The organism is Pseudomonas sp. HP_08 (assembly GCF_055284095.1).
Genome location: NZ_JBTOQC010000007.1, coordinates 100278 through 125112 on the forward strand (window position 1 = coordinate 100278; position 24835 = coordinate 125112).

The window sequence follows — 24835 nt, forward strand, 5'->3', positions numbered from 1 at the left end:
TGCCAGACTGGAATGGGGGGAAATGCGGTTGCTGCTTAACGACCTGCTTCGCTGATTTGCGCGAGCCCCTGGCGCACGCGGTTGACCACGGTATAGATCAGCAAGGCTGAGACCACGACAAGCACCAGATTTATCCATACCGGCGCGAGTAAACCTGCGGCGACGCCGGCACCCAGCACGCCGAACACGAACGCCCGGTCGCTCTTGCCCATCGGCCCGTCGTAGCGCCGCGATGCACCGACCATGGGGCCGAGGACGCCGGTGTATTCGCTGATGACCGCCAACAGCGTGACCAGTCCCACCAGCGCCGGGCTGACGCTGGCAATCAGGGCGAAAGGCAAGAACAGCGCGCTGTCGGCGATGACATCGGTCAGCTCATTGAGATAGGCACCCAGGCGTGACTGCTGACCGAACTCGCGGGCCAGCATGCCGTCGATGGCATTGAGTGCCATGCGCAAAATCATCCACAGCGGAATCAGCGCGAACACGCCGTAATGCGGGACGCCGGCGGCCACCGCCGCACCGACTAAAAGCGAGACCACACAGGCGCCGACAGTCACCTGGTTGGCAGTGACGCCCTTGTCGTAAAGGCGCTTCACCAAGGGGCGCAGCAGGTTCTGGAAGCGGGGTTTGAGCTGGTAGATCGAAATCAAGAGGGAGCGTCCTTGTCGGCAAGTCTGGCGCATCATCGGCGCCTGAGGCGTTTTCGTACAGCGCCGGGTAAGACAAAACGTGACGTGGGTCGTGTTCTGAGCATTCGACCATTGGCCCGACGAGACCCATCATGGAGGATTTCTGGACTAACCTGTTGCCGATCTGCCCTGTAGATACAGAGGGTTTTCGAGATGAACGTGCAACTTCCACCGGCTTTGCAACACCTCAGGCTGCCGCTGCGCATCAAGCTCTGGAATGGCCACGAGTTGGACCTGAGCCCGGCGCCCAGCGTCACTATCGTGGTCAACGACCCACAACTGGTCAGCGATTTTACCCGCCCCAGCCTGGGCTTGCTGGGCAGCGCCTTCGTCGAGGGGCGGCTGGAGCTGGAAGGCTCGATCCGTGAAGTGGTGCGCCTGTGCGATGAGCTGACCACGGCACTGGGGGATGTGGAAGAGGGTGACGCACCGCACCAGCATGTTGCCCATGACCCGACACTCGATGCGGCCTCGGTGTCTTATCACTACGACCTGTCCAATGCGTTTTACCAGCTGTGGCTCGATCAGGAGATGGTCTATTCCTGTGCCTACTTCAAGACCGGCGACGAAAGCCTGGAGCTGGCCCAGCAGGATAAATTCCATCACCTGTGCCGCAAGCTGCGCTTGCAGGCCGGCGACTATCTGCTCGATGTCGGTTGTGGCTGGGGCGGGCTGGCGCGGTTTGCGGCGCGCGAATATGGCGCCCGGGTATTCGGGATTACCTTGAGCGGCGAGCAACTGAGCCTGGCGCGCGAGCGGGTGGCTGCCGAGGGTTTGCAGGACCGGGTCGAGCTGCAACTGCTCGACTACCGCGAGTTGCCGCAGGACGGTCGTTTCGACAAGGTGGTCAGTGTCGGTATGTTCGAGCACGTCGGCCACGCCAATCTGCCGCTGTACAGCCAGCGCCTGTTCGCGGCGGTGAAGCCCGGCGGGCTGGTGATGAACCACGGTATCACCGCGCGCCACACCGACGGTCGTCCGGTGGGCCGTGGCGCTGGCGAGTTCATCGGCCGCTATGTGTTTCCCAACGGCGAGCTGCCGCACCTGGCCATGATCAGCAGCCATTTGAGCGATGCCGGGCTGGAAGTGGTCGACGTCGAAAGCCTGCGTCTGCACTACGCCCTGACCCTGGAACACTGGAGCAACCGGCTTGAAGCGCGGCTGGATGAGGCACGGGCACTGATCCCCGAGCAGAGCCTGCGCATCTGGCGTTTGTACCTGGCCGGTTGTGCCTATGCCTTTGCCAAGAACTGGATCAACCTGCACCAGATTCTGGCCGTCAAGCCGCTGCCTGACGGCGGACACACCCTGCCGCTGACGCGGGCGGATGTGTACCGGTGATCACAGAATCGGCGAAATCAGGCGCGCCACGCGCATGCCCAATTGATGCAAACCACGGGCGTCGCGGCTGTCTTGCAAGGTGATCTCGCGGGCCAGTTCGAAGTCGGCTGTGAGCATCGCTTCCACCTCGCTGGCAAATTCCCGGTCGACGGTCAGCAGCATCAATTCGAAGTTGAGCCGGAACGAACGGTTGTCGAGATTGGCGCTGCCGATGGCGGTAATCTCGTCGTCGACCAGCACCACCTTCTGGTGCAGAAAGCCCGGCTGGTAACGGAACACGCGCACGCCGTCACGCACGGCGGCGAAGGCGTACAGGCTGGAGGCGGCATACACCACATAGTGATCCGGGCGCGAGGGCAGCAGCAGGCGCACATCCACGCCGCGCAATACGGCCAGGTGCAGCGCTGCCGACACTGCCTCGTCGGGGATGAAATACGGGCTGGTGATCCAGATACGTTTTTCGGCCGAGTGAATCGCCTCGACGAAAAACAGTGAGCAGGTTTCCTGCGCATCGGCAGGTCCCGTGGCCAGCAACTGACAGAGCACGCCATCTTCCGGGTAGCTGTCGGGCAGGCTCAACGGTGGCAATTGGCGGGTGGCCCAGAACCAGTCTTCGGCGAACGACTCCTGCAGGCACGCGACGACAGGGCCGATGACTTGCACATGAGTGTCGCGCCACGGCGACAGCGGCGGCTTGAGGCCCAGGTATTCGTCGCCGACGTTATGCCCGCCCAGATAGCCTTTCATGCCATCGACCACAACGATCTTGCGGTGGTTACGAAAGTTGATCTGAAAGCGGTTCATCCAGCCGCCATGGGTGGCGAAAGCCTTGATGCGCACGCCGCCGGCGCGCAGTTTCTCCACATAACTGGCGGGCAGTTTATGACTGCCGATGCCGTCGTACAGCACATAGATCGCCACGCCCTCGGCGGCTTTTTCCAGCAGCAGGTCCTGCAGGCGTCGACCGAGGTCATCGTCATGGATGATGAAAAACTGCACCAGCACGGTTTGCCGCGCCTGACGAATCGCCTCGAACATCGCCGCAAAGCTGGCCTGGCCGTTGATCAGCAAGCGCACCTCGTTATTGGCCAGCGCCGGCATGGTGCCCAGGCGCGGCATGGCGCGCAGCGCGGCGTAGGCATCCGAACGGCGGGCGGCAACAGCTTCATCAATCCATGGCCGCCAGTTGAGGTTGCCAATGGCGTGCTTCATCTCCTTGTTGGCCTGACGCCGGGCCTTGATATAGGCGTCGAACGAACTGCGGCCGAACACCATGTAGGGGATCAGGGTGAAGTAGGGGATGAACAGCAAGGACATCGCCCAGGCAATCGCGCCTTGCGCCGTGCGCACCGTGAACAGCGCATGAATGGCCGCAGCGGTGCCCAGCAAATGAATGAAGGCCAATACATAACCGAAGAAATACGGGCTGTGATAATCCATGCGCAGTCGTTCTCCTGGCTGTTCTCTGGATCGTTGGCCTTAACAGACCACAGCGGCCGGGGATTGTCGCTATTTAATTCCGCGTGCAACGCCGGGTGACGGCGCAGGTCCAAGAGTTCATCCGTATAACGTCCCGACAAGGATTACTGAAATGAACAAACGCATAGTGGCCTGGATGTTTTGCCTGGCCGCGCCAGTGGCTCAGGCGCAAATGCTGCAACCGGGCTTGTGGGAGATGTCGTCGAGCAACATGCAGGTTGATGGTCAGGCTTTGCCAGACCTGCAAGTGATGCTGGGCCAATTGAAGAACCTGCCGCCCGAGCAGCGCGCGATGCTGGAGCAGGGCATGAAGAATCAGGGCATTACACTGGGCGGTCAGGGCGTACGTTTTTGCCTGACCGAGGCGCAGGTCAAGTCGGATGATATTCCGCTGACTGATCCCAAGTCAGGCTGCAAACAGAGCATCACCGAACGCAATGGCCCGAACTGGAAATTCCAGTTCAGTTGCCCGCGGGCCCAAGGCGCAGGGCAGGCGCAATTTCTCAGTGACCGTGAATTCACCACCAAGGTGGCCGGCACATTCAATGCTTCAGGCCAGCAGCAGAAAGGCAGCCTGGACACCCGCGCAGTCTGGCTGGGGCCGCAATGTGGTGCGGTAGCACCGCGTACCTGAGTGTGGAACACGAATGCAAAACACGAGTGTTCCACGTGGAACACTCTGCTTTTTTCTCAGCGTTTCTGTTCATGACAGCCGGTCAGGCGCCCGCAAGTGATGCTGCTGCGGGTGCCGTTTGAACTGGAGACGCGCGTGATGGTGGTCCAGCCCACGCGCTGAATGGTGCCAATCCAGGTCTCGCCATCCCAGGACAGCCCGCTGAAAAACGTCCATTGCCCGAAGCGACTGTTGGTCTGTGCCCAGCGTCGGTTGCCGGCTGCTTCCACTCCCCGCAAGTACGTCGTGTTGCCCTGCGTCGCCACGCTATAGCCGTTGCCCACTGAGTCGCTGCAGGCCAGCAGGGTCAGGCTGCGCGTGCAGGTGGCGCGTTCAAGGTCTGGCTGTGTGCCAAATGCCCAGGCTTGAGTACCCAGCAAACATAAAAAAACCCCTGCCAGCATTTTCAAAGTGGGATGCATGCGCGTGCCTTGGTCGGATTAATTGGCTATCTTGCATTGTTATACTATAACATTTACGAGTGATTAGACCTTTATGAACCCTCGCAACCGCTTGGTGAATCCTGATGCCGAACCGTCTACCCGTTACCGTCCTGTCCGGCTTTCTTGGCGCGGGCAAGAGTACCTTGCTCAATCATGTACTGCGCAACCGCGAGAATCTGCGGGTCGCGGTGATCGTCAACGACATGAGTGAAATCAACATCGATGGCAGCGAAGTCCAGCGCGATGTCAGCCTCAACCGCGCCGATGAAAAGCTGGTCGAGATGAGCAATGGCTGCATCTGCTGCACCCTGCGTGAAGACTTGCTCGAAGAGGTCAGCCGCCTGGCGCAAGACGGCCGCTTTGATTACCTGTTGATCGAGTCCACCGGCATTTCCGAACCGCTGCCGGTGGCCGAGACCTTTACCTTTCGTGACGAGGCGGGCACCAGCCTGGCGGACATCGCGCGCCTGGACACCATGGTCACGGTGGTCGACGGGGTGAATTTCCTGCTTGATTACCAGGCCGCCGAAAGCCTGGCCAGCCGTGGCGAGAGCATGGGCGAGGACGATGACCGCTCGATCACCGACCTGCTGATCGAGCAGATCGAGTTTGCCGACGTCATTCTGCTCAGCAAGATCGACCTGATCAGTTCCAGCGAGCGCGAAGAGCTACTTGCCATTCTGGCGCGGCTCAATGCGCAGGCGCATATCGTACCGATGGTCATGGGCCAGGTGCCGCTGGCGACCATCCTCGACACCGGCCGCTTCGATTTTGAACGCGCAGCGCAAGCGCCCGGCTGGCTCAAGGAGCTGCGCGGCGAACATGTGCCCGAGACCGAGGAATACGGCATTGCCTCGACCGCCTACCGGGCACGGCGACCGTTTCATCCGCAACGCTTTTTCAGCTTCCTGAACCGTGAGTGGAGCAACGGCAAGCTGCTGCGCTCAAAGGGCTTTTTCTGGCTGGCCAGCAAGCACCAGGAAGCCGGCAGCTGGTCGCAGGCCGGCGGCTTGATGCGCCATGGTCCGGCCGGGCGCTGGTGGCGCTTTGTGCCGCGTGCGCAATGGCCCCAGGATCAGGAAAGTCTCACCGCGATCATGGAACACTGGACCCCGACCACCGGCGACTGCCGTCAGGAACTGGTGTTCATCGGCCAGAACATCGACTTTGCGCGACTGACCGCCGAGCTCGACGACTGCTTGCTGACGGACGCAGAAATGGGCCTGGGCAGCGAAGCCTGGAGCGTGCTGCCCGATCCGTTCGGCGACTGGCATGAGGAGGCGGCCTGATGCTTGCGAAGGTCTTGCCGTTTCAGCCCAGGGCCCGCCAGGTACACGGCGACACCCCGGAGATTCTTGCCGATGCGTTGCAGGACGGCATTAATCTCGCGGTATGGCAGCGGCGTTTGCCGCTGCATATTCACGATTTCGCCCAGGCCGTGCTGTCGCTGAACGAGCCGCTGTCGGAGTCTTTGTCGCTGGACGTCCAGTGCGGTGAGGCCGAGCCCGATTTGCGCGGGCTGGCGCCGGGCTACGCCGATGTGCAAGGGCATGCCGGCTTTATCGCCGATGTCGCGTGGCTGGTCAGTGCCTACGCCTGCCTGCTGGGTGCCGAGCGGGTCGGCGTGCGTTTGCGGGCGATGGATAAAGCCATGTGTCCGCGTTTTCACGTTGATCATGTGCCGATGCGCCTGATCACCACCTACGCCGGCAATGGCAGCCAGTGGCTGGCCGAGCGCGCCATGGACCGGGCGCAACTGGGCCCGCGGGATATCGAACTGCCAGAGCCGGCGCAGATCCAGCAATTGCAGTGCGGCGAGGTGGCATTGCTCAAGGGCGAGCGCTGGAGCGGCAACGAGGGGCGCGGCCTGATCCATCGCTCGCCACCCCTGGCGCGCGACGAGCGCCGGTTGATCCTGACGCTGGACTGGCTGGATTAATCCGGGGCCTGCCACTGGCCCTTGCTTTGCCCTTCGCAAAACGGCTTGAGGTAGGCGGCATCGCTGGCCACGCCGTAATAGTGGATGTTCTCGCGATAAGGCATATTGGCCACCAAGGCATTACGGCAGACGCCGAAAGCGCCGGTGGGGCACTGTTCGGAATAGGTCACCTCGACCTTTTGCCCTGGCAGTTGCGGCTGGCAAAAGCTGTCGCGGAACAGTTTGGGCGGCACCGAGATATTTTCCTGGCACACCCGCACATCGAGCCGCTCGGCCTTGCTGTGCACCAGGCAGGCCTCGGCCTGCACATGGGCTGAAGCCAGTAGCCATGCTGCCAGGTGAAGGGCGGACCCTATGGTTTTAGAGGTGCCCATGTGGCGTAATCTCGATTGCAAACCCTGATCTCCAGAAGCGAGCCGATGCTGCAGAACATTCCTACCCATGTGATCGGCGGCCCGTTGGGCGCCGGCAAGACCAGTCTGATCCGGCATCTGTTGGCCAACAAGCCTGCCCATGAGCGCTGGGCAGTGTTGATCAACGAGTTCGGCCAGATCGGGCTGGACGCCGCGCTGCTGACCACGGACGCCGATGGTATCGCACTTGGCGAAGTGGCTGGCGGCTGCCTGTGCTGCGTCAACGGCGTGCCGTTCCAGATTGGCCTGGGGCGTCTGCTGCGCAAGGCGCGGCCCGATCGCTTGCTGATCGAGCCCTCGGGACTGGGGCATCCGCAGCAGTTGCTGGCGCAATTGCGTCAGCCACCCTGGCAAGGCGTGTTGCAGGTAATGCCGATGCTGATGGTCCTCGATGCCGCCGCGCTGGCCGCCGGTCAGCCGCTGCCCGAGGCCCAGCAGCAAGCGCTGAGCGAGGCCGGGTTGCTGGTGCTGAACAAGGCTGAAAATCTGCATGGCGACGCGCGGCACCGGCTGACACAGCTTTTACCGCACAAGCCGCTGGTCTGGTGCAGCCATGGTCAGCTGCCAGTGGCGCAGTTGCCGGGCATCGAGGCGATTGCGGCTGTAGCGATCAATGCGTTGAAGCTGCCGCCCAGTATCGAGCCGCGTCAGGCGCAATGGACCGCTGAAGATGAACCGCGGGTGCTCAGTCAGGCCAGCGCCGAGGGCTGGAGCATTGGCTGGCGCTGGCACCCGGCGCAGCGTTTCGATTGTGCGCGTATCGACGCCTGGCTGGCGGGGCTGAACTGGCGTCGGGCCAAGCTGGTGGTGCAGGGCGAACAAGGCTGGTGTTCGGCCAACGCCCTTGATAATGCGCGATTGATCTGGAAAAGCAGCGAATGGCGCCAGGATTCACGCCTGGAGCTGATCTTTGGCGAGGCTCAGGATATTGAGGCGTTGCAGGCAGGACTGGCTGCCTGCCGCCTGCCTTGAGCGCGCCACTGATCGGTCACTGCTTCCATTTCTGGTGCGACTGGCGCCATTCGTCGAGGCGGATGACTTCGGCCGTCGGCTGCGGCGTCTTGATCTCGAACGGGTAGGGCGCCAGCTCGATCTGCGCGCTGTGCGCACCGAACTGGGTGATGGTGCCCGGATGACGTTGCTCGCCGGTGACCGTGAACTCGAAGCCATAAATCCGCGCCAGACGCTTGCGGCCGTTGGCATCGGCGACCCAGGCCAGGCGCCGGAAAGCGACGTTCTCGTCGAGCAATTCAAGTTCCAGGCGGGCACAATGCTGCTTGACCCGCTCCAGCGCCTTCTCGCGCAGCCCGTGGGCATGCCATAACCAGGCCGCTACGGTGGCGAGCAGCATCAGCACGAAAATATTACCCAGGGTCAGCATGACGGAGCGCTCCAGCGGTGAGCCTAAAAACTACCTGCGTTGCCATCGCTGCGTTAAAAACAGGCTCGGAATGCTCATTTACAACCCGTAAACTCCGCTTCCTCGCCTGTTTTTGCCTTGCGCTGACTGCCTCGCCTACGTTTTTGGAGGCGCCTTTAGCTTAACTGTGTCGGCTCATTTGCAGCCATACTGCGCGGCTTAAATTTCTTACTACTGCACTTGTATCGTGTTCAGGATCGCTAATGAAACGCACCCCCCACTTGCTTGCTATCCAGTCCCATGTGGTGTTCGGCCATGCCGGCAATAGCGCTGCGGTGTTCCCGATGCAGCGTATCGGGGTCAATGTCTGGCCGCTCAATACGGTCCAGTTTTCCAACCACACCCAATACAGGCAATGGACCGGCGAAGTGCTGGCACCCCAGCAAATCCCGGCCCTGATCGAAGGTATAGCCGGCATTGGCGAACTGGGCCAGTGCGATGCGGTGCTCTCGGGGTACATGGGCAGCGCCGCGCAGGGGCGGGCGATTCTCACCGGTGTGTCGCGCATCAAGGCCGCCAACCCGCGCGCGCTGTACCTGTGCGACCCGGTGATGGGTCACCCGGAAAAAGGCTGCGTGGTATCGCCCGAGGTCAGCTCGTTTCTGCTTGAAGAAGCGGTGGCGGTGGCCGACTACCTGTGCCCCAACCAGTTGGAGCTCGACAGCTTTTCCGGCCGTCGGCCCGAGTCGCTGACCGATTGCCTGTACATGGCGCGCGCCTTGCTGGCCCGTGGCCCGAAGGCGGTGATGGTCAAGCACCTGAACTACCCCGGCAAGCCGGCCGACAGCTTTGAAATGCTGCTGGTCAGCACCGAAGGCAACTGGCACCTGAGCCGCCCGCTGCTGGCCTTCCCGCGCCAGCCGGTGGGCGTTGGCGACCTGACCTCGGGCTTGTTCCTGTCGCGCATCCTGCTGGGCGATGCACCGGTGGCTGCATTCGAGTTTGCCGCCGCTGCGGTGCATGAAGTGCTGCTGGAGACCCAGGCCTGTGGCAGTTATGAACTGGAACTGGTCCGCGCCCAGGACCGCATTGCCCATCCGCGCGTGCGCTTTGAAGCCCGCCCGATGGAGGGCCGTCCCGTCGCTGTTACAGCGTCTCTTCCTTGATTTCCTGGTAGCGCTTCTCCAGTTCCTGGCGCAGTTGGCGGCGCTGTTGGGCCTGGATGAAGCGGCGCTTGGCGTCCGCTGTCTGCGGCTCCAGCGCCGGCACGCTCACCGGCTTGCGGTTGTCGTCCACCGCGACCATGGTGAAGAAGCAGCTGTTGCTGTGGCGCACCGAGCGTTCGCGGATGTTTTCGGTCACCACCTTGATGCCGACCTCCATCGAGGTGTTGCCGGTGTAGTTGACCGAGGCCAGAAAGGTCACCAGCTCACCGACATGCACCGGCTCGCGAAAGATCACCTGATCCACCGACAGGGTCACCACATAGCTGCCGGCATAGCGCGCGGCACAGGCGTAGGCGACTTCGTCGAGGTACTTGAGCAAAGTGCCGCCATGCACGTTGCCAGAAAAGTTGGCCATGTCCGGCGTCATCAATACAGTCATCGACAGCTGGGCGTTTCCGGGTTCCATCACTGATTCTCACGGTCAAGGTGTTAAGAGTGAACGCCTATGCTGGCGTTTGATGGTGCATGAACGCAGTGCTTACAACAGATATCGGGACGTCAGGCGAGGGCTTTCCGTCACGCTTGGCAACCTATCTGTTTCCATATATTGCATCGGCTTTATGGCGCGGGGGGCAGTGTTACCCTGCGCAAGACCTTGTAACGGTTTTTTCCTACGCTTTATACCTCAAATCATGACGCTGCCACGGATCACATGACCTTGCCCCGCGCACAGGCCATGCCGGGATAAGGCAGCGCCACTCTGCATAAGGAGCTGCGCCCGCCATGCATGCCGTTGACTTCATTCAGGATCTGGCAGTGATCATGCTAGTGGCCGGGGTGGTGACCATTGTCTTCCATCGCCTCAAACAGCCTGTGGTGCTGGGCTACATCGTGGCCGGCTTTCTGATCGGCCCGCACACGCCGCCGGTCAGCCTGATCCACGACGAACACACGATCAGGATCCTCGCCGAGCTGGGGGTGATCTTCCTGATGTTCTGCCTGGGGCTGGAGTTCAGCCTGCGCAAGCTGTTCAAGGTCGGTGCGACGGCGTTCATCGCCGCCTTCCTGGAAATCACCCTGATGATCTGGCTCGGTTACGAGATCGGCCAGTATTTTGGCTGGAGCACCATGGATTCGCTGTTCCTGGGCGCGATCCTGGCGATTTCCTCGACCACCATCATCGTCAAGGCGCTCAACGACCTGAAGATGAAGAACCAGCACTTTGCCCAGTTGATTTTCGGTGTGTTGATCGTCGAAGACATCCTCGGTATCGGCATCATTGCCCTGCTGTCGGGCATCGCGGTCAGTGGTGCGGTCAGCTCTGGCGAGGTGTTTTCAACGGTCGGCAAGCTGTCGCTGTTCATGATCGTCGCGCTGGTGATCGGCATCCTGCTGGTGCCGCGACTGCTGGCCTATGTGGCGCGGTTCGAAAGCAACGAGATGTTGTTGATCACGGTATTGGGCCTGTGCTTCGGCTTCTGCCTGCTGGTGGTCAAGCTCGAATACAGCATGGTGCTGGGCGCCTTCCTGATCGGCGCGATCATGGCCGAATCCCGGCAATTGATAAAAATCGAAGGCCTGATCGAGCCTATTCGCGACATGTTCAGCGCCATCTTCTTTGTCGCCATCGGCCTGATGATCGACCCGAAGATTCTGCTCGAATATGCCTGGCCCATCGCGGTGATCACCGTGGCCGTGGTGCTGGGCAAGATGATTTCCTGCGGGCTGGGCGCGTTTATCGCCGGTAACGATGGCCGTACTTCGCTGCGTGTCGGGATGGGGCTGTCGCAGATTGGCGAGTTCTCTTTCATCATCGCCGCGCTGGGCATGACCCTGCAGGTCACCAGCGACTTTCTCTATCCGGTGGCCGTGGCGGTCTCGGCGATCACCACCTTGCTGACCCCGTACCTGATTCGCGGCGCCGACCCGTTGTCGATCAAACTGGCGGCCGTGGTGCCGCGGCGTATCGGCCGGGTGTTCTCGATGTATGGCGAATGGCTGCGCAGCATTCAGCCACAGGGGCAGAGCGCGATCCTGGCGTCGATGATCCGCAAGATTCTGCTGCAAGTGGGGGTTAACCTGGCGCTGGTGATCGCTATCTTCTTCTGCGGCGGCTATTTTGCCGGGCGCATTGGCGGCTACATGAGCGAATGGGTCAGCGATGTCGTGCAGCAGAAGGCCTGGATCTGTGGAGCGGCGTTGCTGCTGTCGCTGCCGTTCCTGATCGCCGCCTATCGCAAGCTCAAGGCTCTGTCGATGCTGCTGGCCGAGATGGGCGTCAAGCCGGAAATGGCCGGGCGCCACACCGAACGGGTGCGCAAGGTCGTTGCCGAAGTGATTCCGTTGCTGTCGCTGATGCTGATCTTCGTGCTGCTGGCCGCGTTGTCAGCCAGCATTCTGCCGACACTGGAGCTGCTGGTGGTGATCCTGCTGGTCGCGGCCGGGGTGGCCGCGTTGCTCTGGCGCTGGTTTATCCGCGTGCATTCGCGGATGCAGATTGCCCTGCTGGAAACCCTGGGTAATAACCAGGAACACTCAGGGCATTGATCTGCCGACCTGACAGGTGCTGGCTGGAAACTCAGCTTTCCAGCCAGACATCCCGGGCCCAGTGCCACACAGATTCCCAGCTCTCTTCGACCACCAGTTCTTCTTCGCCGGACCACAGCACCACGGTGCCGTCTTCTTCGACGCAGTAATAATCGTCACCGTCCTGGCACAGCGGAATCAGCTCGCGCGGTACACCTTCGTCCCAGGCATTGGCAGCCACGTCCGGCAGGTAGGTGTGCGACTGCGGATCGGTCACGGTGACCGGTTCCAGGCTGCCGTAAACCACATCGCTGACGGTCAGGAGAAACTCCTTGAACACGAACGGGATGTTGATGAACAACTGCTCTTCGATCTCGACCAACTGGTCTTCGTCAGGCAGTTCGAGCGGAACCGGGACCGGCTCGTTCTTTTCACGCAGTTCTTCGATGACTTCTTCCACGGCGGGGATCCTCTGAGCTAGATGGCGCGGGTTATACAGTAGCCGAAAGCCGCTTTCAAAAATAACTATCCGGGCGGGTAAACAAAAAACCCCGGAACAAGTCCGGGGTTCGATCACACAGGGTGGGCGGTAGTTCAGCCGTTCTGGCGAATACCCGCAACCAGCCATGGCTGGTTCTCACCCGGTTGACGCTCCATGTTCCAGCTTTCGCTGAAGGCTTCGCCCTTGTCGAAACGCGAGGACTTGGAAATACCGGAGAACGTCAGCGTGGCGATGGTGCGGTCAGCACGGTCATCGACACCGTCAAGCTGCACGCTCAGGTTGTCGATGTAGGTCGACTGAAAGGCGTCGCCCAGCTCTGCACGTTCCTTTTTCAGAAATTGCAGCATGGTCGGCGTCACGAATTCGGCAATCTTGTCGATTTCGTTGGCGTCCCAGTGCTGCTGCAGGGCCTGGAAGTGGCCGCGAGCGGCTTCCAGGAAGCGCTCTTCGTTGAACCAGGCCGGCGCGTTGATCGCAGGTGCAGCGGCAGGTGCGGCAGAGGAGCCGAAGATCGGATTCTGACCGGCAGGCGCGGCTTCACGCTGGTACGGCGCACCGGCACCGGCCATGGTCGGCGCTTGTTGCGCGCGGCGACGGGCGATGAAGCGGAAGATCAGGAAGGCGATCAGGGCCATGATCAGGATGTCGAACAGCTGGATACCGTCGAAGCCGTCACCCATGAACATGGCGGCGAGCATGCCGCCAGCGGCGATACCGGCCAATGGGCCGAGCCAGCGCGAGGCACCGCTGGCTGCCGGTGGACGGGCAGCGGCGTTAGGGGCAGCAGCCGGTGTGGCAGGGGCGGCCTGGCGAGTCTGGTGAACCGGCGCCGAGCCGCTGCTCTTGCCGCCGCCGAAACGTGCGGCGCTGGCGTCCAGGCTCAGCGTCAGGCTGAGGCACAGGGCCATGGCGATGCTAAGAAAACGTTGCATAGAGGGGATTCCCGTTTTTATGAATTGCACGCGCGCCATGTTGCACAGGGGGCAGGCTGATGGCTAGCACGCGTGTGTTTCGGGTTTTTACACAAAACCTGTACGAAATTTCAGCAGGTTGCGTGGGAACGGCCGATTGGCCGTTCCTGCGAGGAGGTGTTTACAGCGCCACCAGCTTGGCATAGCCCATCATCAGCCATTTGCTGCCTTCTTCGAAGTTGACCTGCACCCGGGCCTGGGCGCCTGAGCCTTCGAAGTTGAGGATGGTGCCTTCGCCGAACACCGCGTGTTGCACGCGCTGGCCGAGGGTGAACGGTGTTTCAGGGATGTTGGTGCCGGTGAACAGGCGGCTGTCGTTGGCTTTGGGCATGCCGCCGAAAGGCCGGGTGACGCTGTTGGACAGGCGCACTTCCTGGATCAGGGCCGAGGGAATCTCGCGCACGAAACGCGACACCTTGTTATAGGTCTCGCTGCCGTACAGGCGACGGGTTTCGGCGTAGGTCATCACCAGGTTCTGCATGGCGCGGGTGATGCCGACATAGGCCAGGCGACGCTCTTCTTCAAGGCGGCCGGGTTCTTCCAGGCTCATCTTGTGCGGGAACAGGCCTTCTTCCATGCCCACCAGGAACACATGCGGAAATTCCAGGCCCTTGGCGCTGTGCAGGGTCATCAACTGGACGCTGTCTTCGTGCTCGTCGGCCTGGCTGTCGCCGGCTTCAAGTGAAGCGTGGCCAAGGAAGGCGGCCAGCGGCGTGAGGTCTTCTTCGGTGTCGGTGTTTTCGAAGTTACGCGCGGCGCTGACCAGTTCCTCAAGGTTTTCTACCCGGGCCTGGCCTTTTTCGCCTTTTTCCTGCTGGTGATAGTTGATCAGCCCGGACTGCTCGATGACGGTCTGGGTCATCAGGTGCAGCGGCATGTCGCTGACTTTGGCGGCCAGGTTGTCGATCAGCTCGATAAAGCCGTTCAGGGCGCTGGCGGCACGGCCGGTCACGCCTTTGTTGCTGACCAGCAAAACCATCGCTTCCCACATCGAGATCTGCGCACCACGTGCATGCTCGCGAATCGCTTCGACGGTCTTTTCGCCGATGCCGCGGGTTGGCACGTTGATTACCCGTTCCAGTGCCGCATCGTTGCCACGGCCTTCGAGCAGGCGCATGTAAGCCATGGCGTTCTTGATTTCGGCGCGTTCGAAGAAGCGCTGGCCACCATAGATACGGTACGGAATGCGCTCGCGCAGCAGCGCCTCTTCAAGCACCCGCGACTGGGCGTTGGAGCGATACAGAATGGCGATATCGCTGCGTGCCAGGCCGGTCTTCAGCGCGCTCTCGATGGTTTCGACGACATAGCGCGCTTCGTCGTGTTCGTTGAAGGCGGCGTACAGGCTGATCAGCTCGCCGTCGCCGACTTCGGTCCACAGCTCTTTGCCCAGGCGCCCGCTGTTATTGACGATCAAACCATTGGCAGCCTTGAGGATGCTCGCCGTGGAGCGGTAGTTTTGCTCCAGGCGGATGACCTCGGCGTCCGGGAAGTCCGACGAATACTGCTGGATGTTCTCGATACGTGCGCCGCGCCAGCCGTAGATCGACTGGTCGTCGTCACCGACCACCATCAGGCTGTCGCCGCCCTGGGCCAGCAGGCGCAACCAGGCGTACTGCACGGCGTTGGTGTCTTGGAACTCGTCGACCAGCACATGACGGAAGCGCCGCTGGTAGTGCTGCAACAGGCCCGGATGGTCGCGCCACAGGTCCAGGGCGCGCAGCAGCAATTCGGAAAAGTCGATGACGCCGGCGCGCTGGCAGGCGGCCTCGTAGGCTTCGTAGATGCCGCGCATGGTCGTCAGGAACAGATCGCCACTGGGCTGGATATGCTGCGGGCGCAGGCCTTCATCTTTCTGGCCGTTGATGAACCACTGGGCCTGGCGTGCCGGCCAGCGTTGCTCGTCCAGCCCCAGCTCGCGGATCACCCGCTTGACCAGGCGCTGCTGGTCGTCGCTGTCGAGGATCTGGAAGGTCTGCATCAGCCCGGCTTCCTGCCAGTGCGCGCGCAACAGGCGATGCGCCAGGCCGTGGAAGGTGCCGACCCACATGCCGGCCGGGCTGATACCGATCAGCTGTTCGATGCGGTGGCGCATCTCGGCGGCGGCCTTGTTGGTGAAGGTCACCGACAGGATCGAATGCGGCGAGGCGTGCTCGACCTGCATCAGCCAGGCGATGCGGTGCACCAGCACGCGGGTTTTACCGGAGCCGGCGCCAGCCAGGACCAACTGACGACCCAGGGAGGCGGCTACGGCCTGGCGCTGGGCGTCGTTGAGGGAATTGAGCAAAAAAGAGAGGTCATCGTGCATGGGCGCATTCTAGGGGGCTGATTGACGCCGGGCAAACCATGCGTGCGTGTAACGGTGTAAAAACGGCGAACGGGCAAACGATTGCGCACCCCCGCAAATCCGATAAAAGGCCTGCGATGCGTCTGGATCAAGGCTGTCAGAGATATGGCAGGGTGCTATTTTTCTACGCCCCGACTGTTTGGTACGGCGGCCGGCTTGTGTATGCTCGCACTCGCTCAAGGCTTCCCGCACAAGAACCAATAAGAATGATGCCATGACTCACTCTTTCAACCGGCGCGATGCTTGCGGCACTCGCCGCCGGGACATTCGCCAGCAGTTTGCAGGCCAGCTGGAGATCGAGCGTACGCGCTTGCTCTATCAGGGCTCACTGCTGCCGACCCTGTTCATGTTCATCAATGGTCTGGTGTGCGCCTGGTTGCTGTGGACGCCTGCGCATGACTGGCGAGTGGGCGTGTGGCTGGTCTGGCTGACGGCGCTGGTCGGCCTGCGCCTGGTGCAGGTCAAGGCCTTTACCGCCGCCCCGGTCGAGCGCCAGGCGCTGCCGGTGTGGCGCCAGCGTTTTCTGCTGGGCGCCTGTGTCAGCGGCCTGACCCTGGCCTGCGCCGCGATGCTGCTGGTGCCGGTGACCAACTTCGAGCAGCAGGCCTGGGTCTTCGGCATGATCGGCGTGGCGACTTTATCGGCCAGCGTGGCCTATGCGGTGAGCCTGCCGGCGTTCCTGACCTTCAGCCTGTCGTGCCTGGTGCCGCCGATCCTCTATCTGTTTTTCGGGCCGGATGTGCCGCTGCGTGGCTGGGGCTGGCTGGGCCTGCTGCTATTGCTGGCGCTGGTGGTGGTGGCCTTGCAGATCAATCGCCTGTTGCGCCGCAGCCTGATCCAGCGCTTCCAGAACCAGAAACTGATCGAGCACCTGCAACAGGCCCAGGCGCGCAGCGATCAGCTCAACGAGGAACTGGGCAAGGAGGTCGAGCAACGCCGGCATGCCGAGCGCTATCTGCGCAAGGCCCAGGCCGGCCTGCAGACCCGTGTGGACGAGCGCACCAAGGAGCTGGAGCAGGCGCGTCAGGCGCTGAGCAAGAGCCCGCCGCCGCTGGCCGCCACGGTGCTGGCCTCGGCCAGCGAAGGCATTGTCATCTTCGACCCCGACTACCGGATTCTGACCATCAACCAGGCCTTCAGCCGGGTCTCTGGCTATACCCAGGAAGAACTGGTCGGCCGTCAGGTCATGGAAATCGCCAGCAGCCGCGATGCGCAGCGGCATTTTCAGGCCATTCATCAAGCGCTGGAGCAGACCGGCCATTGGCAGGGCGAACTGGTCGAGGCGCGCAAGAACGGCGAGCTGTACCCGCAATGGCTGCAACTGAGCCTGGTGCGCGATCCTGCGGGCAAAGCCAGCCATATCGTCGGCTTCTTTACCGACCTGTCGGCCCGCCGCGAGTCCGAGGAGCGCTTGCGCTATTTGGCGCATTTCGACGAATTGACCGGGCTGGCCAACCGGTCGCTGTTCAAGGAGCGTCTGAATCAGGCGCAGCAACGTGTACGGCAAGGGGGACGCAGCCTGGCCTTGCTGCATGTCGACCTGGACCGCTTCAAGCTGCTCAACGAGAGCCTGGGCCACGAGGTCGCCGACCAGTTGCTGCAACATGTTGCCCGCAGGCTGTCCAGCGCCCTGCCGGAGGCCGACACCATCGCCCGCTTGTCCGGCGACGAGTTCGCCGTGCTGTTCGACAACTACGCCAGCCTGTCGAGCCTGGCGCGGGTGGCCAGTCGCATGCTCACCAAACTGCGCACGCCGGTGATGGTGGCCGGACACGAGCTGGTGGTCAGTGCCTCGGTGGGCATCAGCCTGCTGCCGGACTCGGCGCGTGATATTCCCTCGCTGGTCAGCCAGGCCAACATGGCGATGAAACACGCCAAGCACCTGGGCGGGAACAACTTCCAGTTCTTCACCGACAACCTGCAGGCCAGCACCCTGGAGCGCCTGCAACTGGAAATCCAGCTGCGCAAGGCCATCGACGACAACCAGTTGCGGGTCTATTACCAGCCGCGCCTGTGCCTGAGCAGCGGGCGCCTGGACGCCGCCGAGGCGCTGGTGCGCTGGATGCACCCGGAGCGCGGTCTGGTGCCGCCCGGTGAGTTCATCGGGCTGGCCGAAGAAACCGGGCTGATCGGCGCCATTGGCGAGTTCGTCCTGCGCCAGGCTTGCTGGCAGGCGTGCGAATGGCAGCGCAAGGGCCTGGAGCCGATCCGGGTGTCGGTCAATCTGTCGGTGTACCAGCTACGCCAGGGCAAGCTGGTCAGCTTGGTGCGCCAGGTGCTTGAAGAGACCGGGCTGGACCCGCACCGCCTGGAACTGGAACTGACCGAAAGCCAGTTGCTCGACAGCGTCGAATACATCATCGCCACCTTCCAGCAATTGCGCGGGCTGGGCGTGAAGCTGGCCATCGACGATTTCGGCACCGGCTATTCCTCGCTGAGCTACCTGAAGCGCTTCCCGGTGGACTACGTGAAGATCGACCAGACTTTCATTCGCGGCCTCGACGAAGGCTCCGGCGACGCGGCGATCATTCAGGCGATCATCGCCATGGCCCACAGCCTGAACCTGAAAGTGGTGGCTGAAGGTGTCGAGCAGCAGACCCAGCTGGAGTTTCTCAAGCTGCAAGGCTGCGACGAGATTCAGGGTTACCTGATCAGCCGGCCGGTGGAGGCTCATGCCATGGAAGGGTTGTTAACGCCTGTCACCTGAAACAGACACGTCATGGAGGTACGTGATTGTGACCTTTTGCGGCGCGCTGACTGGGCGACTTGCGGGTCATGTAGTATAACTACAAGCCAGCTACATACCCGCCAACGCTTCCTTGATCGAGTCCTGCCCGTGAATCTGCTGCAACACATCACCCAGTCCCGTCATCTGCTGCGCAAGTCGGAGCTGAAAGTTGCCGATCATGTGCTGCTCGATCCTGCGGCCGTGATGCACAGTTCAATGGCCGATCTGGCGCACAGCGTCGGCATCAGCGAGCCGACCATCGTGCGTTTCTGCCGCGCCATCGGCTGCACCGGCTTTCAGGACCTCAAGCTCAAGCTCGCGCAAAGCCTGGCGGCGGGTGCCAGTTTCGGCCAGTTCGCGATTCATGAAGACGACTCGGTCGCCGACTACAGCCTGAAGATTTTCGACACCACGCTGCACACCTTGATGGAAGTGCGCGAAAACCTCGACCCGCACGCCCTGCAACTGGCCGTCACCGCCATGGCCGGCGCCACGCGGGTGGAGTTCTATGGCTTCGGTGCCTCCGGTGCCGTGGCAGCCGATGCCCAGCACAAGTTCTTCCGCCTGCTGCTGACCGCCGCCGCCTACTCGGACCCGCACATGCAGGCCATGTCGGCCGTGACTCTGAAGCCTGCGGATGTGGCGGTGTGCATCTCCCAGTCGGGACGCTCCAAGGACCTGTTGATCACCGCCAACATGGTCCGCGAGAGCGGCGCCACGCTGATCACCCTGTGCCCGAGCCAGACACCGCTGGCCGAACTGTCGACCATCAACCTGGCCATCGATGTTCACGAAGACACCGAGATCTATACCCCGCTGACTTCGCGCATCGCGCACCTGGTGGTCATCGACGTGCTGGCGATGGGCGTGGCCATGGCGCGTGGGCCGAGCCTGGTCAACCACCTGAAAAGTGTCAAACGCAGCTTGCGCAGCCTGCGGTTGTCGCCCAAGTCGATCAAGAACCACGACGACTGACACCGCTCAAGGCCTTGCCTGAGCGGTGCATGCTTCACGCCTGAATGCCAGAAACCCGAAGGTCTCTGGCAAAGCGCATGCGATCAGGCGTGCATCAAACAACAACTTCCACGTCGATGCTGATCAGCATCTTGTCATTGAAGAAAATGTTCACGCAGCTGATATCGGCCCCGCTGGGTTGCGTGTAATGCACTTCCTTGTCATTGAGGACCGTCAGGCCAATGCCGTCCAGGTCCAGCTTCAACTCCAGATTGACCGTATTGCCCGCAGCGGGTTTGTCGCTCAGAACCAGAACCGGTTCGATCGCTGTGTTACCTACCGTCACGACGGCCTTGACGCTCAGTTTGTTAGCCTGGGTATCTGTGCCTGGCATTCTGTTGTCGTAGGCGTAACCGCTTTTAATCATGCACATGGTGTTTCTCCTTGATTGTGGCCGGAATGACCATTGCGTCCTGCAAGCCCACTATCTCGAAGAGTCGATGCCTTGAAACGGTACATATCTATTTTTTTCAAACCCTGAAATCGCGGGTCAATCGTCACCAACTTGTCACGCTTTTGCCGCGTTTTCGTCATTGCCCAAGGCCACTCTGTATGTCCCGCACAACGTATTGGGAGTACAGGAAATGGCTCGGCACTACGATGATTTGCAGCACAGTTCAGTCAAGACTCGCCGTCAGCAGGAAGACCAGCGCCGCATGGAGTTTCGCCGTGCGATCGAGAGTTACTCTGAAGAGCGGCGTCTGAATCAGAAGCTCTCCGACTATCTGGACCTCGACAGCCTTCCCGACCAGCACTGGCAGGTCAGCCCGTCTTCTTCCGACCGTCGAAACGCTCGACCAGCCGGCTGATCTGCGCCCGCTCGGTGCGGATGAAGTTCAGGAACGCATGCGCGACCGGCGACAGACGCTTGTCGCGCGCCTGAACCACGCACCAGCTGCGGTACAGCGGCAACTCGGCCACCGGCAGCTCGGTGAGCGTGCCGGCGGCCAGCTCTGCGCTGACGGCATGACGGGTCAGCATGGCCAGGCCTAACCCCGCCACCACACACTCACGCTGGGCTTCGCTGGAGGACACTTCCAGGGTCTGGTTGAAGTGAACACGCTTCTCCTTGAAATACTCCTCGCAGGCCTTGCGTGTGCCTGAACCATTTTCACGAACCAGCAACGGCCACGGCTCCAGGTCCTTGAGCGCCAGTTGCGGCTGCGCGCACAGCGGATGATCGTTCGGCGCCACGGCCACGATCGGGTTATTCAGGAAGGGCAGAAACTCAAGGTCCATATCCTGCGGAACCATCGACATCACGACCAGATCGTCGCGGTTGTCTGCCAATCGACGAATGATCTGCGCACGATTGACCACGGCCAGCGCCAGGCTGACTTCCGGGTACTGGCGCTTGAACGCGGCGAACAGGTGCGGAATGAAGTATTTGCAGCTCGACTCGATGGCCAGTTTCAGTTGGCCCTGCAGCGAGCCCTGCATGTCCGAAAGCTGCATGTCGAGGTTCTCCAGCCGGCCGAAAATATCGCGGCTGGCATGGCGCAGGGCCTCAGCGGCTTCGGTCAGGTAAAGCTTTTTGCCGACGTACTCGAACAGTGGCTGGCCAATCAGCTCTTCCAGCTGGCGCATTTGCAAGCTGACAGCCGGTTGCGTGAGGGCCATTTCTTCGGCCGCGCGGCTGTAAGAGCGCAAATCGCAGACTTCGTTAAAAGTACGAAGTTGTTTTAATGTCATACGCATCAATGACTTACGCATTTACCTGGCCTTGGTCCCGCCTGAGTGATGGCCAACTATAAGTCTTTGCTTATGCTTCACCCAATTTTTACTGATTTTTGTTTATTCCCGATCCCGCATAGGGTGGCAGTGCGTCGACGCGTCACATGTGCTGTTACAAAAACAATGCGGTCTGTACCAATGATCGAGGAAAAGCCAGTGATCAAAAAAATTCTGATCGCCAACCGCGGAGAGATTGCCGTCCGTATCGTGCGCGCTTGCGCCGAGATGGGCATTCGCTCGGTGGCGATCTACTCGGATGCTGATCGACATGCGCTGCATGTCAAACGCGCCGACGAAGCCTATAGCATTGGCGCCGAACCCCTTGCCGGTTATCTGAACCCGCGCAAGCTGGTCAACCTGGCCGTTGAAACCGGGTGTGATGCCCTGCACCCAGGCTACGGTTTTCTCTCGGAAAACGCCGAGCTTGCCGATATCTGCGCCGAGCGCGGGATCAAGTTCATCGGCCCGTCGGCTGAAGTCATCCGCCGCATGGGCGACAAGACCGAAGCACGGCGCAGCATGATCAAGGCCGGCGTGCCGGTCACGCCGGGCACCGAAGGCAACGTGGCCGACATCGCCGAAGCGCTGGTCGAAGGCGAGCGCATCGGTTACCCGGTGATGCTCAAGGCCACCTCCGGCGGCGGCGGGCGCGGCATTCGCCGTTGCAACAGCCGTGAAGAACTGGAGCAGGCCTTTCCACGGGTCATTTCCGAGGCGACCAAGGCCTTCGGTTCGGCCGAAGTGTTCCTGGAAAAATGCATCGTCAATCCCAAGCACATCGAGGCGCAGATCCTCGGCGACAGCTTCGGCAATGTCGTGCACCTGTTCGAGCGTGACTGCTCGATCCAGCGCCGCAACCAGAAGCTGATCGAAATCGCCCCCAGCCCGCAACTGACCCCCGAACAGCGCGCCTACATCGGCGACCTGGCGGTGCGCGCGGCCAAGGCGGTGGGTTACGAGAACGCCGGCACCGTGGAGTTTCTGCTCGCCGAGGGCGAGGTGTACTTCATGGAGATGAACACCCGGGTGCAGGTCGAGCACACCATCACCGAAGAAATCACCGGCATCGATATCGTCCGCGAGCAGATCCGTATCGCCTCGGGCCTGGCGCTGTCGATCAAGCAGGAAGACATCATTCACCGCGGCTTTGCGTTGCAGTTCCGGATCAACGCCGAAGACCCGAAAAACGGCTTTCTGCCCAGCTTCGGCAAGATCACCCGTTACTACGCACCCGGTGGGCCGGGCGTGCGCACCGACACGGCGATCTACACCGGCTACACCATTCCGCCGTATTACGACTCGATGTGCCTGAAGCTGATCGTCTGGGCCTTGACCTGGGAAGAGGCGATGGACCGCGGCCTGCGGGCGCTGGACGACATGCGTTTGCAGGGCGTGAAGACCACCGCCGCCTATTACCAGGAAATTTTGCGCAACCCTGAATTCCGTACGGGCCAGTTCAACACCAGCTTCGTCGAAGCGCACCCGGAACTGACCAACTACTCGATCAAGCGCAAACCCGAAGAGCTGGCCCTGGCCATCGCCGCCGCCATCGCCGCCCACGCCGGCTTGTAAGGAGATAAGAATGTCCAAGAAGATCTTTGTAACCGACACCATCCTGCGTGACGCTCATCAATCGCTGCTGGCGACCCGGATGCGCACCGAAGACATGCTGCCGATCTGCGACAAGCTCGACAAGGTCGGCTACTGGTCGCTGGAAGTGTGGGGCGGCGCGACCTTCGACGCCTGCGTGCGTTTTCTCAAGGAAGACCCGTGGGAGCGCCTGCGCCAACTGCGCGCCGCCTTGCCCAACACCCGCCTGCAGATGCTGCTGCGTGGCCAGAACCTGCTCGGCTACCGGCATTACAGCGATGACGTGGTCAGGGCGTTCGTCGCCAAGGCGGCGGTCAACGGCATCGATGTGTTCCGTATTTTCGACGCCATGAACGACGTGCGTAACCTGCGCGTGGCCATCGAGGCGGTCAAGGCCTCGGGCAAACACGCCCAGGGCACCATCGCCTACACCACCAGCCCCGTGCACACCATCGAAGCGTTCGTGGCCCAGGCCAGACAGATGGAAGCCATGGGCTGCGACTCGGTGGCGATCAAGGACATGGCCGGCCTGCTGACCCCGTACGCCACCGGCGAGCTGGTCAAGGCGCTGAAGGCCGAGCAGTCGCTGCCGATCTTCATTCACTCGCACGACACCGCAGGCCTGGCCGCGATGTGCCAGCTCAAGGCGGTCGAGAACGGTGCCGAACACATCGACACCGCGATCTCCAGCTTCGCCTGGGGCACCAGCCATCCGGGCACCGAATCGATGGTCGCGGCCCTAAAAGGCAGCGAGTTCGACACCGGCCTGGACCTTGAGCTGTTGCAGGAAATCGGCCTGTACTTCTATGCCGTGCGCAAGAAATACCACCAGTTCGAAAGCGAATTCACCGCCGTCGACACCCGTGTGCAGGTCAATCAGGTGCCGGGCGGCATGATCTCCAACCTCGCCAACCAGCTGAAAGAGCAGGGCGCACTGAGCCGCATGAGCGAAGTGCTGGCCGAGATTCCGCGGGTGCGCAAGGACCTCGGCTACCCGCCGCTGGTGACCCCGACCTCGCAGATCGTCGGCACCCAGGCGTTCTTCAACGTGCTGGCCGGCGAGCGCTACAAGACCATCACCAATGAGGTGAAACTGTACCTGCAAGGCGGCTACGGCAAGGCGCCGGGCGCGGTCGACGACAAACTGCGGCGTCAGGCGATCGGCAACGAAGAACTGATCGATGTGCGTCCCGCCGACCTGCTCAAGCCGGAAATGACCAAGCTGCGTGCCGACATCGGCGCCCTGGCCAAGTCTGAAGAAGACGTGCTGACGTTCGCCATGTTCCCCGACATTGGCCGCAAGTTCCTCGAAGAACGCGCCGCTGGCACCCTGACGCCCGAAGCCCTGCTGCCGATTCCCGAGGCCGGCGGCGTGGCCCGCGCCGGTGGCGAAGGCGTGCCGACCGAGTTCGTCATCGACGTGCACGGCGAGACCTATCGCGTCGACATCACCGGTGTCGGCGTCAAGGCTGAAGGCAAGCGCCATTTCTACCTGTCGATCGACGGCATGCCCGAAGAAGTGGTGTTCGAGCCACTCAACGAATTCGTCAGCGGCGGCGGCAGCAAGCGCGGTCAGGCCAGCGCGCCGGGCCATGTCAGCACCACCATGCCGGGCAACATCGTCGATGTGCTGGTCAAGGAAGGCGACACAGTCAAGGTCGGCCAGGCAGTGTTGATCACCGAGGCAATGAAGATGGAAACCGAAGTCCAGGCCTCGATTGCCGGCAAGATCGCCGCGATTCATGTGGCCAAGGGCGACCGGGTCAACCCGGGCGAAATCCTGATCGAGATCGAAGGCTGACAGCCCCGCACAGATTCAACGGTTAACCTCATTGGGGAGCATGATTGCTCCCCTTTTTTATGTCAGCCAAAAAAGATCTGCATTAAAATGCATTTCGTATTCCGGCTATGCTACGAAAA

General features: G+C 61.6%; 23 protein-coding genes. 12 read left to right on the top strand and 11 right to left on the bottom strand.

Going from position 1 to position 24835, the window contains the following annotated elements; all coding sequences use genetic code 11:
* Positions 1–35 precede the first annotated feature (35 nt).
* A complete protein-coding gene (locus tag ACYAS9_RS08385) occupies positions 36–653 on the bottom strand; it encodes a CDP-alcohol phosphatidyltransferase family protein (RefSeq protein WP_463567843.1) in 618 nt (205 codons plus the stop codon).
* Between the two features lie 192 nt (positions 654–845).
* On the opposite strand from ACYAS9_RS08385, the gene cfaB reads away from it, so the two are divergent.
* Positions 846–2033, top strand: a complete 1188-nt coding sequence (gene cfaB / locus ACYAS9_RS08390) for a C17 cyclopropane fatty acid synthase CfaB (protein ID WP_463567844.1) — start codon at positions 846–848, stop codon at positions 2031–2033.
* On the opposite strand, the gene cls is transcribed toward cfaB, so the two are convergent.
* Complete coding sequence (gene cls / locus ACYAS9_RS08395) at positions 2034–3473, bottom strand: cardiolipin synthase (RefSeq protein WP_463567845.1); 1440 nt, start codon at positions 3471–3473, stop codon at positions 2034–2036. It abuts the gene before it with no gap.
* Between the two features lie 151 nt (positions 3474–3624).
* Here cls and ACYAS9_RS08400 point away from each other — a divergent pair, with 151 nt between their 5' ends.
* On the top strand, positions 3625–4146 hold the full coding sequence (locus ACYAS9_RS08400; protein WP_463567846.1) for a DUF3617 domain-containing protein: 522 nt from the start codon (positions 3625–3627) through the stop codon (positions 4144–4146).
* Positions 4147–4202: 56 nt separating this feature from the next.
* On the opposite strand, the gene ACYAS9_RS08405 is transcribed toward ACYAS9_RS08400, so the two are convergent.
* The gene (locus ACYAS9_RS08405; RefSeq protein ID WP_463567847.1) at positions 4203–4607 is read right to left on the bottom strand and encodes a glutamine synthetase; all 405 of its coding nucleotides are present in this window, start codon (positions 4605–4607) and stop codon (positions 4203–4205) included.
* A gap of 104 nt (positions 4608–4711) precedes the next feature.
* Here ACYAS9_RS08405 and zigA point away from each other — a divergent pair, with 104 nt between their 5' ends.
* Complete coding sequence (gene zigA, locus ACYAS9_RS08410) at positions 4712–5917, top strand: zinc metallochaperone GTPase ZigA (protein ID WP_463567848.1); 1206 nt, start codon at positions 4712–4714, stop codon at positions 5915–5917.
* Positions 5917–6567, top strand: a complete 651-nt coding sequence (locus tag ACYAS9_RS08415) for a DUF1826 domain-containing protein (protein WP_463567849.1) — start codon at positions 5917–5919, stop codon at positions 6565–6567. The genes zigA and ACYAS9_RS08415 overlap by 1 nt, the downstream gene beginning before the upstream one ends.
* On the opposite strand, the gene ACYAS9_RS08420 is transcribed toward ACYAS9_RS08415, so the two are convergent.
* Positions 6564–6941: an NADH:ubiquinone oxidoreductase gene (locus ACYAS9_RS08420; protein ID WP_463567850.1), complete on the bottom strand. Its 378-nt coding sequence runs from the start codon at positions 6939–6941 to the stop codon at positions 6564–6566. The genes ACYAS9_RS08415 and ACYAS9_RS08420 overlap by 4 nt on opposite strands.
* Before the next feature lie 45 nt (positions 6942–6986).
* Here ACYAS9_RS08420 and ACYAS9_RS08425 point away from each other — a divergent pair, with 45 nt between their 5' ends.
* A complete protein-coding gene (locus ACYAS9_RS08425; protein ID WP_463567851.1) occupies positions 6987–7952 on the top strand; it encodes a CobW family GTP-binding protein in 966 nt (321 codons plus the stop codon).
* Positions 7953–7968: 16 nt separating this feature from the next.
* Here the strand turns inward: ACYAS9_RS08425 and ACYAS9_RS08430 are convergent, their stop codons facing one another.
* Positions 7969–8361, bottom strand: coding sequence for a DUF3301 domain-containing protein (locus tag ACYAS9_RS08430; RefSeq protein ID WP_463567852.1), 393 nt, complete (start codon positions 8359–8361; stop codon positions 7969–7971).
* A gap of 242 nt (positions 8362–8603) precedes the next feature.
* Here ACYAS9_RS08430 and pdxY point away from each other — a divergent pair, with 242 nt between their 5' ends.
* Complete coding sequence (pdxY, locus tag ACYAS9_RS08435; protein WP_463567853.1) at positions 8604–9506, top strand: pyridoxal kinase PdxY; 903 nt, start codon at positions 8604–8606, stop codon at positions 9504–9506.
* Here pdxY and ACYAS9_RS08440 read toward each other — a convergent pair.
* Entirely contained in the window at positions 9487–9972 is a 486-nt protein-coding gene (locus ACYAS9_RS08440) for an acyl-CoA thioesterase (protein ID WP_463567854.1), read from the bottom strand. The genes pdxY and ACYAS9_RS08440 overlap by 20 nt on opposite strands.
* A 317-nt stretch (positions 9973–10289) precedes the next feature.
* On the opposite strand from ACYAS9_RS08440, the gene ACYAS9_RS08445 reads away from it, so the two are divergent.
* Positions 10290–12053 carry a cation:proton antiporter gene (locus ACYAS9_RS08445; RefSeq protein ID WP_463567855.1) on the top strand — a complete coding sequence of 588 codons (1764 nt, stop codon included), beginning with the start codon at positions 10290–10292 and terminating at the stop codon, positions 12051–12053.
* Positions 12054–12084: 31 nt separating this feature from the next.
* On the opposite strand, the gene ACYAS9_RS08450 is transcribed toward ACYAS9_RS08445, so the two are convergent.
* From ACYAS9_RS08450 to uvrD, 3 genes are all read right to left on the bottom strand, one after another.
* The gene (locus ACYAS9_RS08450) at positions 12085–12492 is read right to left on the bottom strand and encodes an SMI1/KNR4 family protein (protein ID WP_459745829.1); all 408 of its coding nucleotides are present in this window, start codon (positions 12490–12492) and stop codon (positions 12085–12087) included.
* A 134-nt stretch (positions 12493–12626) separates the two neighbouring features.
* Positions 12627–13466 carry a Tim44 domain-containing protein gene (locus ACYAS9_RS08455; protein ID WP_463567856.1) on the bottom strand — a complete coding sequence of 280 codons (840 nt, stop codon included), beginning with the start codon at positions 13464–13466 and terminating at the stop codon, positions 12627–12629.
* A 160-nt stretch (positions 13467–13626) separates the two neighbouring features.
* Entirely contained in the window at positions 13627–15810 is a 2184-nt protein-coding gene (gene uvrD, locus ACYAS9_RS08460) for a DNA helicase II (protein WP_463567857.1), read from the bottom strand.
* A 253-nt stretch (positions 15811–16063) separates the two neighbouring features.
* Here uvrD and ACYAS9_RS08465 point away from each other — a divergent pair, with 253 nt between their 5' ends.
* Positions 16064–18556 carry a putative bifunctional diguanylate cyclase/phosphodiesterase gene (locus ACYAS9_RS08465; protein ID WP_463567858.1) on the top strand — a complete coding sequence of 831 codons (2493 nt, stop codon included), beginning with the start codon at positions 16064–16066 and terminating at the stop codon, positions 18554–18556.
* Between the two features lie 129 nt (positions 18557–18685).
* Complete coding sequence (gene hexR / locus ACYAS9_RS08470; protein ID WP_459745822.1) at positions 18686–19552, top strand: transcriptional regulator HexR; 867 nt, start codon at positions 18686–18688, stop codon at positions 19550–19552.
* 94 nt (positions 19553–19646) lie between these two features.
* On the opposite strand, the gene ACYAS9_RS08475 is transcribed toward hexR, so the two are convergent.
* Entirely contained in the window at positions 19647–19964 is a 318-nt protein-coding gene (locus ACYAS9_RS08475; protein ID WP_463567859.1) for a hypothetical protein, read from the bottom strand.
* A gap of 211 nt (positions 19965–20175) precedes the next feature.
* Between ACYAS9_RS08475 and ACYAS9_RS08480 the strand changes: the two genes are divergently transcribed.
* Complete coding sequence (locus ACYAS9_RS08480) at positions 20176–20400, top strand: PA3496 family putative envelope integrity protein (protein WP_463567860.1); 225 nt, start codon at positions 20176–20178, stop codon at positions 20398–20400.
* Here the strand turns inward: ACYAS9_RS08480 and ACYAS9_RS08485 are convergent.
* Positions 20354–21304: a LysR family transcriptional regulator gene (locus ACYAS9_RS08485; RefSeq protein ID WP_463567861.1), complete on the bottom strand. Its 951-nt coding sequence runs from the start codon at positions 21302–21304 to the stop codon at positions 20354–20356. The genes ACYAS9_RS08480 and ACYAS9_RS08485 overlap by 47 nt on opposite strands.
* A gap of 177 nt (positions 21305–21481) precedes the next feature.
* Here ACYAS9_RS08485 and ACYAS9_RS08490 point away from each other — a divergent pair, with 177 nt between their 5' ends.
* Both ACYAS9_RS08490 and oadA read left to right on the top strand, forming a co-directional pair.
* The gene (locus ACYAS9_RS08490) at positions 21482–22897 is read left to right on the top strand and encodes an acetyl-CoA carboxylase biotin carboxylase subunit (RefSeq protein ID WP_463567862.1); all 1416 of its coding nucleotides are present in this window, start codon (positions 21482–21484) and stop codon (positions 22895–22897) included.
* A gap of 10 nt (positions 22898–22907) precedes the next feature.
* Complete coding sequence (oadA, locus tag ACYAS9_RS08495; protein WP_463567863.1) at positions 22908–24716, top strand: sodium-extruding oxaloacetate decarboxylase subunit alpha; 1809 nt, start codon at positions 22908–22910, stop codon at positions 24714–24716.
* The last annotated feature ends 119 nt before the right edge of the window (positions 24717–24835 follow it).

Bases quoted from the DNA above. Each gene is read 5' to 3' on its own strand.
- cfaB (WP_463567844.1), top strand. From the start codon at position 846: ATGAACGTGCAACTTCCACCGGCTTTGCAACACCTCAGGCTGCCGCTG.
- pdxY (WP_463567853.1), top strand. From the start codon at position 8,604: ATGAAACGCACCCCCCACTTGCTTGCTATCCAGTCCCATGTGGTGTTC.
- ACYAS9_RS08405 (WP_463567847.1), bottom strand. From the start codon at position 4,607: ATGCATCCCACTTTGAAAATGCTGGCAGGGGTTTTTTTATGTTTGCTG.
- uvrD (WP_463567857.1), bottom strand. From the start codon at position 15,810: ATGCACGATGACCTCTCTTTTTTGCTCAATTCCCTCAACGACGCCCAG.
- ACYAS9_RS08430 (WP_463567852.1), bottom strand. From the start codon at position 8,361: ATGCTGACCCTGGGTAATATTTTCGTGCTGATGCTGCTCGCCACCGTA.
- ACYAS9_RS08485 (WP_463567861.1), bottom strand. From the start codon at position 21,304: ATGCGTAAGTCATTGATGCGTATGACATTAAAACAACTTCGTACTTTT.
- ACYAS9_RS08440 (WP_463567854.1), bottom strand. From the start codon at position 9,972: ATGGAACCCGGAAACGCCCAGCTGTCGATGACTGTATTGATGACGCCG.
- oadA (WP_463567863.1), top strand. From the start codon at position 22,908: ATGTCCAAGAAGATCTTTGTAACCGACACCATCCTGCGTGACGCTCAT.
- ACYAS9_RS08455 (WP_463567856.1), bottom strand. From the start codon at position 13,466: ATGCAACGTTTTCTTAGCATCGCCATGGCCCTGTGCCTCAGCCTGACG.
- zigA (WP_463567848.1), top strand. From the start codon at position 4,712: ATGCCGAACCGTCTACCCGTTACCGTCCTGTCCGGCTTTCTTGGCGCG.
- ACYAS9_RS08480 (WP_463567860.1), top strand. From the start codon at position 20,176: ATGGCTCGGCACTACGATGATTTGCAGCACAGTTCAGTCAAGACTCGC.
- cls (WP_463567845.1), bottom strand. From the start codon at position 3,473: ATGGATTATCACAGCCCGTATTTCTTCGGTTATGTATTGGCCTTCATT.
- ACYAS9_RS08425 (WP_463567851.1), top strand. From the start codon at position 6,987: ATGCTGCAGAACATTCCTACCCATGTGATCGGCGGCCCGTTGGGCGCC.
- ACYAS9_RS08465 (WP_463567858.1), top strand. From the start codon at position 16,064: ATGACTCACTCTTTCAACCGGCGCGATGCTTGCGGCACTCGCCGCCGG.
- ACYAS9_RS08400 (WP_463567846.1), top strand. From the start codon at position 3,625: ATGAACAAACGCATAGTGGCCTGGATGTTTTGCCTGGCCGCGCCAGTG.
- ACYAS9_RS08445 (WP_463567855.1), top strand. From the start codon at position 10,290: ATGCATGCCGTTGACTTCATTCAGGATCTGGCAGTGATCATGCTAGTG.
- ACYAS9_RS08420 (WP_463567850.1), bottom strand. From the start codon at position 6,941: ATGGGCACCTCTAAAACCATAGGGTCCGCCCTTCACCTGGCAGCATGG.
- ACYAS9_RS08475 (WP_463567859.1), bottom strand. From the start codon at position 19,964: ATGTGCATGATTAAAAGCGGTTACGCCTACGACAACAGAATGCCAGGC.
- ACYAS9_RS08415 (WP_463567849.1), top strand. From the start codon at position 5,917: ATGCTTGCGAAGGTCTTGCCGTTTCAGCCCAGGGCCCGCCAGGTACAC.